The organism is Agrobacterium sp. DKPNP3 (assembly GCF_052686535.1).
On record NZ_JBQYSN010000140.1, the window covers coordinates 1 to 8,976 of the forward strand.

The following is an 8,976-nucleotide window of genomic DNA, read 5'->3' on the forward strand; positions in this document are numbered from 1 at the left end:
AACACCGTCTCTTCGCCCATGGTTGGCACCGTTTATCTCTCGCCCGCCCCCGGCGCCCGACCCTTCATCGAAGTGGGTGCGACCGTGAAGGAAGGCCAGACGATCCTCATCGTTGAGGCCATGAAGACCATGAACCAGATCCCAGCCCCGAAGTCCGGCAAGGTCGTGGAAATCATCGTCAACGACGCTCAGCCCGTGGAGTATGGCGAAGCCCTCGTGGTCATCGAATAAAGGCGGTTCAGCATGGTTTCGAAGATCCTCATAGCCAACCGCGGCGAGATCGCGCTGCGCGTTCTGCGCGCCGCCAAGGAGCTTGGCATTCCGACGGTGGCCGTACACTCCACGGCCGACGCGGATGCCATGCATGTGCGCCTTGCCGACGAGAGCGTCTGCATCGGCCCGCCGCCTTCGCGTGACAGCTATCTCAACATCCATCAGATCGTTGCGGCCTGCGAGATAACAGGTGCGGACGCCGTTCACCCCGGTTACGGCTTCCTGTCGGAAAATGCCAAGTTCGCCGATATTCTCGACGCGCACGGCATTACCTTCATCGGACCGACCGCCGAACATATCCGCATCATGGGCGACAAGATCACCGCCAAGCAGACGGCGCAGGAACTGGGCATTCCCGTGGTTCCCGGCTCCGATGGCGAAGTGAAGCCTGAAAACGCGCTGGAAATCGCGCGCATGATCGGCTTCCCCGTTCTCATCAAGGCGACGGCGGGCGGCGGCGGTCGCGGCATGAAGGTGGCGAAGACCGAGGCCGATCTGGAAGAGGCCGTTGCGACTGCCCGTTCCGAAGCGGCAGCAGCATTCGGCAACGACGCCGTCTATATGGAAAAATACCTCGGCAAACCACGCCATATCGAGGTGCAGGTTTTCGGCGACGGTGAAGGCAACGCCATTCACCTCGGCGAGCGCGATTGCTCGTTGCAGCGCCGTCACCAGAAGGTGCTGGAAGAAGCCAACTCTCCAGCTCTGACGGTCGAACAGCGCATGAAGATCGGTGAGATTTGCGCGAGCGCCATGCGCAAGCTGAAATATCGCGGCGCCGGCACCATCGAGTTCCTGTATGAAAACGGCGAGTTCTACTTCATCGAAATGAACACGCGTCTGCAGGTGGAGCATCCGGTGACGGAAGCGATTACCGGTATGGATCTCGTGCAGGAGCAGATCCGTGTTGCATCAGGCCAGGGCTTGTCGGTAACGCAGGCGGATATCGAATTCCATGGCCACGCCATCGAATGCCGTATCAATGCCGAAGACCCGCGCACCTTCGTTCCCTCTCCGGGCACGCTGACCTATTTCCACACGCCGGGCGGCCTTGGTGTGCGCGTCGATTCGGGCGCCTATCAGGGCTACAAGATTCCGCCCTATTACGACAGCATGATCGGTAAGCTCATCGTTCACGGCCGCGACCGTGACGAGTGCATTCGCCGTCTTCGTCGGGCGCTCGATGAGTTCGTCGTCGACGGCATCAAGACCACGCTGCCGCTTTTCCAGGATCTTCTCCAGAACGAGGATATCCTGAAGGGTGATTATGATATTCACTGGCTGGAAAAATATCTGGCCGGTGACGCGTCTCACTAAGACGATATGGCTGGGCGGCGCAGCAGAAATAACGACATAACGGTCGACATTCTGCTGCGCGCCTATTCCGCCGGGCTCTTTCCCATGGCCGATTCGGCCGATGATCCCGAGTTGTTCTGGGTCGAGCCGGAAATCCGCGGTATTATTCCCCTCGACGATTTTCACGTTTCCAAAAGCCTCGCCAAGGCGATGCGAAAGAAGCCGTTCAACATACGCTTCGACACTGCCTTCGAAGCGGTCATGGCGGGATGTGCTGCCGAAGCGCCGGATAGGCCGAGCACCTGGATCAACGCCACCATCCGCAAACTCTATACCGAGCTGCACCAGATCGGCCACGCCCACAGCGTCGAGGCCTGGGAAGGCGATGAGCTCGTCGGCGGGCTTTACGGTGTCTCGCTGGGGGCTGCCTTCTTCGGCGAGAGCATGTTTTCCCGCCGCACCAATGCTTCCAAGATATGTCTCGTGCATCTGGTGGAAAGACTAAGAACCAGTGGTTTCGTGCTGCTCGACACGCAGTTTACGACCGAGCATCTGAAGACATTCGGTGCAATCGACGTTCCGAAGCTGGAATATGCGAAAATGCTAAACCTAGCCGTCAACCGGCCAAGCCTGCGATTCTAAAAACTTGACGTTAGGTTATTTGCTTGCCGTTGAGGGAGCGGGAACGTCCGAATCCTGCTTGCAGCCCGTCAGCCACACGTCGTAGATCGGGTGCTCCACGGCATTGAGGCCGGGGCTATCAGCGAACATCCAGCCCGTGAAAATCCGCTTGATCTTGCGGTCGAGGGTAATCTCATCAACCTCGACAAAAGCATCGATCTTTTGAGTTTCCGTCTGATCACGGGAATAACAGACTTTCGGCGTCACCTGAAGCGCGCCGAACTGCACCGTCTCATCAATATAGACGTCGAAAGACGTGATGCGGCCCGTGATCTTGTCGATGCCGGAAAAGACGGCAACGCGGTTTTCCAGACGGGCGGCGGAGACGGGTGATACGAGGAGAACAGCAGAGACCGCTGCAAACAGCGAGACTGTCAGCGCACGCAAAGAACGATCCCGCGTGAATTTCCTCATACGATATGTCTCCAAATATTTGCCTGTGTCGAACCGCCGACCGGATCAACGCCTAAGGGCGGAATGTGGCAAAAACCGGTGAGGCCGGAAGTAGGCGCGGCGTTTTGCACAACACCGCGCGTCGCGATAACTCAGTTGCCGGGTGTCCAGGCGTCGTAGTCGCCCGTCACGCGCGGGCGCTCGCCTGCAACGGCCAGCGACCCTTGAGGGCGATAGGCCTTGGACGAACCGGTGAGGTTCGGCTGGTGAGGCTTCTGCCATTCACGGGCAACGTAGCTCTCCTGGCTCGGCGGCACGTCGGTGCGGTAATGCATCCAGCCGTGCCAGCCGGGAGGAATGGCCGAGGCTTCGGCATAACCGTTGTAGATCACCCAGCGGCGCGGCATGCCCCAGGAGGTGGTGCCGCCTTCGTAATAGGTGTTACCAAACTCGTCCTGCCCGACCTTCTTGCCGAAACGCCAGGTGTGGAATCGCGTTCCGATCGTCTGGCCGTTCCACCAGGTGAAGATTTGCGTCAGGAGAGTCTTCATTCTACGTTCCTCGGGCTTGAATGCACCGCAGCGATTTTCCATGCACGGCACAAGACATGCTTATGCCGCCCCTCACGCCAATTGTCCAGCATTTCGAGATATATCCGCGCTATTTCAGCGTCATCCTGAAGCCAAGATGCCGCTTCTCGAAACCCAGCCGCTCGTAGAAGCGATGCGCATCGAGCCGCGCCATGTTGGAGGTGAGGTGCGCGGCTTTCAGGCCCTGCCGGCGGGCTTCATCAAGACAATAGTTGATCATCACCGCGCCAATGCCGCGACCGCGCATATCGGCGCGTGTCTGCACCGCCTCGATCACCATCGACTTCGCCCCTCGCCCAACGAGCTTGGTGAGGATCGCCGTCTGAAAGGTGCCGACCACCTCGCCATCCAGTTCGGCGACGTAAAGCGTTTCGCTCGGGGACGCCTCGATTGCCCGGAAGGCGGCAAGATAATCGGGCCGCGCCGATTCATCGGCCGTATCGCCGTGGCCGCCGATCTCGTCAGCGGCAAAAATGGCGGCGAGCGCCGGCAGATCGTCTTCACGGGCCGTTCGAATTATCAGATTCTCCAAGGTCGCATTCATCGGGTCAGGCTCTTTTCCATCACGATGCCGGGCAACCCCTCGATACCCGCCATGCGCTCGATTCGGTCCACCTCGACAAATCCGACGCCTTCATAGAAGTTGATTGCGACAGTATTTTTAGGCTCGACCTCCAGCCGCATGATTTCCGCGTCGGGAAAGCAGGTTTCAAGCTCCGCGAAGAGATCGCGGCCGACGCCCTGCCGCTGAAGATCGGGCGCGACGTAAAGCTGGTGCAACAGCGCCGTCTTCGCCATCTTGGTCGACATGGAGCCGTAGGCCATGCCGCCGATCCGCTTGCCGTCATCGGCAACAAGGAACTCGCCACCCTTCTTCTCGACGCGGTCTTTCATGGCCTGCGGCGATTGCCAGGCTGCGATCAGCTCATCGACCTTTTCCGCGCCGTAGATCGCGTCATAAGTGGCGTGCCATGTCGTCGCGAGCAGCGACCGGACCGGCTCGATGTCACGCAGGCTGGCTGTGCGGATGAAAAACATGATCTGGCTCCGTCTTGAAACAGAAATGCCGGGCTTCGATCCCGGCAGTAAGGGTGTCATCGTTCGTAATCGACGCCGTGCTCGGTCTTGTCCCACCGTGTGGCTTAATCGCGAATAGTCTGGGCTTGCGTCATGCCGGACTTGATCCGGCATCCAGCCAACGCGCGTCTGCGCGGTGAAAAGAGTCTTTTCAGCCCAGGGACTTGGGCTGGCTGGATCCCGGCTCAAGGCTTGGATGACGGAACCTCTCTGCCGTTTCTCGAGCAGGAAGCAGCCTTCGCTTACTCTTCCTCGATACCAAGTTTCGCCTTCACGAGCGCCTGCACCGCCTGCGGGTTGGCTTTGCCGCCCGTCGCCTTCATCACCTGACCGACGAACCAGCCGGCGAGTGTCGGCTTTGCCTTGACCTTCTCGACCTGATCCGGGTTGGCGGCGATGATCTCGTCAACGGCCTTTTCGATGGCGCCGGTATCGGTCACCTGCTTCATGCCGCGAGCTTCGACGATCTCAGCCGGATTGCCGCCCTCGTTCCAGACGATCTCGAACAAATCCTTGGCAATTTTGCCGGAGATGGTCTCGGCCTTGATGAGATCGATGATGCCGCCAAGCTGTTCGGGCGACACCGGAGTCGTCTCGATGTCTTTGCCAGACTTGTTCAGCGCGCCGAGCAGGTCGTTGATAACCCAGTTGGCGGCAGCCTTCGGATCGCGGCCGGCGGCGACGGCTTCGTAATAATCTGCAATCGCCTTTTCTGAGACCAGAATCGAGGCGTCATAGACCGAGAGACCGAGATCGGCGACGAAACGGGCCTTCTTGTCGTCAGGCAGTTCCGGCAGATCGACCTTCAGCGCCTCGACGAAGGCATCGTCAAATTCCAGCGGCAACAGATCCGGGTCGGGGAAATAGCGGTAGTCATGTGCATCTTCCTTGGAGCGCATGGACCGCGTCTCGCCCTTGCCGGGATCGAACAAGCGGGTTTCCTGATCGATGACGCCGCCATCTTCCAGAATGGCGATCTGGCGACGCGCCTCATATTCAATCGCCTGACCGACGAAGCGGATGGAATTGACGTTCTTGATTTCGCAGCGCGTGCCGAAGCCTTCGCCCGGACGGCGCACGGAGACGTTGACGTCGGCGCGCATCGAGCCTTCGTCCATGTTGCCGTCACAGGTGCCGAGGTAACGCACGATGGAGCGCAGCTTGGTCAGATAGGCCTTCGCCTCATCCGACGAGCGCATGTCTGGCTTCGACACGATTTCCATCAACGCCACGCCCGAACGGTTGAGGTCCACGAAAGACATGGTCGGGTGCTGGTCATGCATCGATTTGCCGGCATCCTGTTCCAGATGCAGGCGCTCGATGCCGATTTCGATATCCTCGAAGTTGCCCTGGCGGTCGGGACCGAGCGAAATGGTGATGGTGCCCTCACCGACGATCGGATCCTTGAACTGCGAAATCTGGTAGCCCTGCGGCAAATCCGGATAGAAATAGTTCTTTCGGTCGAAGATCGATCGGTTGTTGATCTTTGCCTTGAGACCGAGACCCGTGCGGACCGCCTGCTTCACGCATTCCTCATTGATGACGGGCAGCATGCCAGGCATCGCGGCATCGACCAGCGACACGTTGGAATTCGGCGCATTGCCGAAGGTGGTGGAGGCGCCGGAGAACAGCTTGGAATTGGAGAGAACCTGCGCATGCACCTCCATGCCGATCACGATTTCCCAATCGCCGGTGGCGCCGGGAATGAAGCGTTTCGGGTCGGGGGTGCGCACGTCTACAAGGGTCATCTGAAGCTCACGATATACGGGTTCTTTGGCCTTGGTGGGTAGAACAAATGGAGCGTGGGCGCAAGACATGTTGCGCCCCGTCACGCCCGGCTCACGATTTTCGAGAGCGCCGGTTACGCGTTTTTTATGCTTACGGGTTTCAAATCGCGCCATGCAAACGATCGCTCTCTGCTTCCTCGCTTATCTCGCCTTCAATCTCTTCGTCTTTCTTGTCTACTGGTGGGACAAGGAAGCGGCGAGACAGGGCGGGTGGCGTATCCGGGAAAGCACGCTGCTTTTGCTCGCGCTCGTAGGCGGCAGTGCGGGCGCTATCTCGGCGCAAAGCTTGCTGCGGCATAAAACACGTAAGGAGCCATTTCGTAGCAAGCTGACATCGATCGTCATATTGCAGGCGGGCCTCGTCGCGTCGCTCCTCATCACGCCGGACTGGCCGATGCGGCTGATCGCCACTCTACGAACCATGTCTCAGAACGCCGGTCCGTAAAGCCCGCTCTCGACCTCGGCCAATTGTTTCTGAAGACCCACCGATTGCACCTCACGGTCCAGCTTCGGCGCATAGGAAACAGATAGCCAGCGAACGCTATATCCGTGGTGACGAAAAAAGGCGACGGCCGGTTCATTCTGGGCGTGTGTCTCAAGCCGGATTGTCTCGAAGCCCCTGTCTTCTATCAGTCGTTCGACATCTGCGAGCAGACGGCTGCCGACGCCTCTTCGCTGAAAATCCGGATCGATCCAGAAATCGGAAATAGCATCGTCAAAATGCTCCCGCGCGGCCCACCCCGCGACCGAGCCGCCCAGCTCTGCCACGCGGATGGCAAGCCACGACGAGCGGGTGAAGTTGGAAAAGGCGCTGGCCGCATTGTCGTAAAGCGTGGGCGTGATGCCAAGAGCCGCGGTCGCCTGCCGCCATGCCCTGATGCCGATGGCCGCCAGCACGTCCGCTTCCTGCTCATGCGCGTTGCGAATGACGATCAAGCCGCGCCCTCCTTGGCCGAGAAAATTAAACCATTGCGCGTGTGATTCGACCAGCGCGCTTTCGCTTGCTTTCATCTGACTTGACCGCATAGGGCCTGCCCGCTATCCAGAACCGGTAAGAACGGAGTTTTTATGTTCGCTCAATCGGAGTCCCGGTAAAGGCCCTGCCCGCGAGTTTCTTGCGCGCCGGGCCATATGAAACCGAGCCGGCTGCCTCAAGGCACCCGGGTTTGCTTTCACGCGTCTTTGAGACGCCGACCGGACTTCCAAAAATGGACATTTCCCGCGCAGAACAGCGCATTCTTCACCTGCTCGCCCAGGGCGGCAGAATTGAACTCGTTCGAGACGATGCCCGCAAAATCGAAAAACTCTCGCTTTTTACGCGCGAGGGCTGGATTTTCAGCGGCCTCGATCTCCTCACCTTCCGTAAGCTGAAACGCAAGAGAGCCATCGCCTCCTGCGGCGGCAAGCCCTACCGGATCACGTCCCGTGGGCTGGAACTCGTACGGGGTGAGCTGGACAACCGATAAACCGACCGGGCGGCGGCAATGCCGTCGCCCGCCATTTCGCCACGCAGCATCGACGGTGCAAACACATTACGTCGAAAGTTTTTGCTCGAGCTTCACCTTCTCGAGTTCGAGTTTCATGATGTCGGACCATTCCATGCCGCGCCAGACGATCTGAAAGCCGCAACGCTCGTATAGACCAATGGCATTGCGATTGTTTGCATGGGTATCGATGGTGGCGAGCGGCAAGCCTTCGGCCCGCATGCTGTCAAGAAAATGGACAATCAGCGCTTTGCCAATCCCCTTTCCCTGCCAGGCTGGGTTCACCCACAGATCGGAAATGTGATGAGGCTTGGCATCGCAAGCGCCCCAGCCGACAACATCACCGTCGATTTCGGCCACGACGACGTCACCGGTCGGAGACTTGGCGAAGCTTTCGAATTCGCCCCTCACCCGCTCGATGACACAGGAATCGAGATAGGCGGCGTCGAAGGCTTCGCCGGCACGCCAGGCGGCAAATCCGACAAAGCCGACCGCATCGCGATCGGCTTCATTCATTTGCCTAAGCTTGAGACCGCTTACCACCACTTGGCGGGGGTGAACTTGCCGGCTGCCTGCTCGATGGCGTGGGCCGTCTTGAACAGCGTTTCTTCTTCGAACGGCTTGCCGATCAGTTGCAGGCCAAGCGGCAGGCCCTTGCCGTCGAGACCGGCGGGAACCGAGAGGCCCGGGAGACCGGCCATGTTGACGGTGATGGTGAAGACGTCCTGCAGGTACATCTTCACCGGATCGGAAGCGAGCTCTTCGTCGCCGACAGCGAAGGCGGAAGACGGGGTGATCGGGGCCAGGATCGCGTCAACGCCCTCATGGAAGACGTTTTCGAAGTCGCGCTTGATGAGCGTGCGGACCTTCTGCGCCTTCAGGTAATAGGCGTCGTAATAACCGGCCGACAACACATAGGTGCCGACCATGATGCGACGCTGCACTTCCTTGCCGAAACCGGCGGCGCGGCTCTTTTCATACATATCGGCAATGTCCTTGCCGTCGACGCGCAGGCCGTAGCGGACACCGTCATAACGGGCAAGGTTGGACGAGGCTTCTGCCGGCGCGACGATGTAATAGGCGGGAAGCGCATATTTGGTGTGCGGCAGCGAGATGTCGACCACTTCGGCACCGGCGTCGCGCAGCCATTCGACGCCCTTGGCCCAGAGCTTTTCGATTTCATCAGGCATGCCGTCAACGCGATATTCCCGGGGGATACCGATCTTCAGGCCCTTCAGCGACTGGCCGATGGCCTTTTCATAATCCGGCACGGGAAGGTCAACCGAGGTCGTGTCCTTGGCGTCGACGCTTGCCATCGTCTTCAAGAGGATGGCGGCATCGCGCACGTCGCGGGCGATCGGGCCAGCCTGATCGAGCGACGAGGCGTAAGCGACG

General features: G+C 59.5%; 13 protein-coding genes. 5 read left to right on the forward strand and 8 right to left on the reverse strand.

Annotated elements, in window-relative coordinates; all coding sequences use genetic code 11:
• From ACUTJJ_RS23750 to aat, 3 genes are all read left to right on the forward strand, one after another.
• Positions 1-231, forward strand: a 231-nt coding sequence (locus tag ACUTJJ_RS23750) for an acetyl-CoA carboxylase biotin carboxyl carrier protein (protein ID WP_445543637.1), incomplete at its 5' end; no start/stop codon positions are given.
• Between the two features lie 12 nt (positions 232-243).
• On the forward strand, positions 244-1,590 hold the full coding sequence (gene accC / locus ACUTJJ_RS23755; RefSeq protein WP_144574626.1) for an acetyl-CoA carboxylase biotin carboxylase subunit: 1,347 nt from the start codon (positions 244-246) through the stop codon (positions 1,588-1,590).
• A gap of 6 nt (positions 1,591-1,596) precedes the next feature.
• Entirely contained in the window at positions 1,597-2,211 is a 615-nt protein-coding gene (aat, locus tag ACUTJJ_RS23760) for a leucyl/phenylalanyl-tRNA--protein transferase (protein ID WP_445543638.1), read from the forward strand.
• A 15-nt stretch (positions 2,212-2,226) separates the two neighbouring features.
• On the opposite strand, the gene ACUTJJ_RS23765 is transcribed toward aat, so the two are convergent.
• From ACUTJJ_RS23765 to gatB, 5 genes are all read right to left on the reverse strand, one after another.
• Positions 2,227-2,664: a DUF2155 domain-containing protein gene (locus ACUTJJ_RS23765; protein WP_063951157.1), complete on the reverse strand. Its 438-nt coding sequence runs from the start codon at positions 2,662-2,664 to the stop codon at positions 2,227-2,229.
• Positions 2,665-2,795: 131 nt separating this feature from the next.
• Complete coding sequence (locus tag ACUTJJ_RS23770; protein ID WP_035207867.1) at positions 2,796-3,194, reverse strand: NADH:ubiquinone oxidoreductase subunit NDUFA12; 399 nt, start codon at positions 3,192-3,194, stop codon at positions 2,796-2,798.
• 109 nt (positions 3,195-3,303) lie between these two features.
• Positions 3,304-3,777, reverse strand: a complete 474-nt coding sequence (locus ACUTJJ_RS23775) for a GNAT family N-acetyltransferase (protein WP_445543639.1) — start codon at positions 3,775-3,777, stop codon at positions 3,304-3,306.
• Complete coding sequence (locus tag ACUTJJ_RS23780; RefSeq protein ID WP_445543640.1) at positions 3,774-4,271, reverse strand: GNAT family N-acetyltransferase; 498 nt, start codon at positions 4,269-4,271, stop codon at positions 3,774-3,776. The genes ACUTJJ_RS23775 and ACUTJJ_RS23780 overlap by 4 nt, the downstream gene beginning before the upstream one ends.
• Positions 4,272-4,552: 281 nt before the next feature.
• The gene (gene gatB, locus ACUTJJ_RS23785; RefSeq protein ID WP_006698017.1) at positions 4,553-6,058 is read right to left on the reverse strand and encodes an Asp-tRNA(Asn)/Glu-tRNA(Gln) amidotransferase subunit GatB; all 1,506 of its coding nucleotides are present in this window, start codon (positions 6,056-6,058) and stop codon (positions 4,553-4,555) included.
• 151 nt (positions 6,059-6,209) lie between these two features.
• Between gatB and ACUTJJ_RS23790 the strand changes: the two genes are divergently transcribed.
• A complete protein-coding gene (locus ACUTJJ_RS23790; protein ID WP_209088651.1) occupies positions 6,210-6,542 on the forward strand; it encodes a DUF1294 domain-containing protein in 333 nt (110 codons plus the stop codon).
• Here ACUTJJ_RS23790 and ACUTJJ_RS23795 read toward each other — a convergent pair.
• Positions 6,524-7,033 (reverse strand): GNAT family N-acetyltransferase, encoded by a 510-nt coding sequence (locus ACUTJJ_RS23795; protein WP_144574643.1) that lies wholly within the window; start codon positions 7,031-7,033, stop codon positions 6,524-6,526. The genes ACUTJJ_RS23790 and ACUTJJ_RS23795 overlap by 19 nt on opposite strands.
• 272 nt (positions 7,034-7,305) lie before the next feature.
• Here ACUTJJ_RS23795 and ACUTJJ_RS23800 point away from each other — a divergent pair, with 272 nt between their 5' ends.
• A complete protein-coding gene (locus tag ACUTJJ_RS23800; RefSeq protein ID WP_063951161.1) occupies positions 7,306-7,563 on the forward strand; it encodes a YjhX family toxin in 258 nt (85 codons plus the stop codon).
• A gap of 66 nt (positions 7,564-7,629) precedes the next feature.
• On the opposite strand, the gene ACUTJJ_RS23805 is transcribed toward ACUTJJ_RS23800, so the two are convergent.
• Together ACUTJJ_RS23805 and ACUTJJ_RS23810 are read right to left on the reverse strand one after the other, a co-directional pair.
• Positions 7,630-8,127 carry a GNAT family N-acetyltransferase gene (locus ACUTJJ_RS23805; RefSeq protein ID WP_445543641.1) on the reverse strand — a complete coding sequence of 166 codons (498 nt, stop codon included), beginning with the start codon at positions 8,125-8,127 and terminating at the stop codon, positions 7,630-7,632.
• Positions 8,118-8,976, reverse strand: an 859-nt coding sequence (locus ACUTJJ_RS23810; RefSeq protein WP_445543642.1) for an amidase family protein, incomplete at its 5' end; no start/stop codon positions are given. The genes ACUTJJ_RS23805 and ACUTJJ_RS23810, both read right to left, overlap by 10 nt.